The 529-nt window shown below is 61.6% G+C and carries 1 protein-coding gene; it reads right to left on the reverse strand.

Annotation, left to right across the window (positions count from 1 at the left end):
• Nucleotides 1-529: tetrahydrofolate dehydrogenase/cyclohydrolase catalytic domain-containing protein (locus ACR0AP_RS20955; RefSeq protein WP_480509238.1), on the reverse strand; the 529-nt coding region annotated here is incomplete at both ends.

The raw sequence follows: 529 nt of genomic DNA on the forward strand, positions 1-529 counted from the left end.
CACATCCGGCAGGTCCCTGGTGCGCGAATGCGCGATGGTCACGGTGCAGCTGTCCCCCAGCAGCAGCTGCGCCATCGGCTTGCCCACGATGTTCGAGCGACCGATGACAACCGCATCCATGCCCGACAGCGACCCGTGGTGATCGCGCAGCATCATCAGGCAGCCCAGCGGGGTGCAGGGCACCATCGATTTCTGACCAGTGCCCAAAAGACCCACATTCGAGATGTGGAACCCGTCCACATCCTTGGCCGGATCGATCGAATTGATCACCAGATCCTCGTTCAGGTGCTTGGGCAGCGGCAGCTGGACCAGAATGCCATGCACCGCCGGATCAGTGTTCAGTTTGTCGATCAGCGCCAGCAGCTCCGCCTCTGAGGTCTCCGCATCCAGCTTGTGCTCATACGAGTTCATGCCGACCTCGACGGTCATCTTGCCCTTCGAGCGGACATAGACCTGGCTGGCCGGATCCTCGCCCACCAGAACCACGGCCAGGCCGGGGGTGATGCCGTTTTCCTCTTTCAGCTTTGCA

Source organism: Ruegeria sp. AF7 (assembly GCF_056541885.1).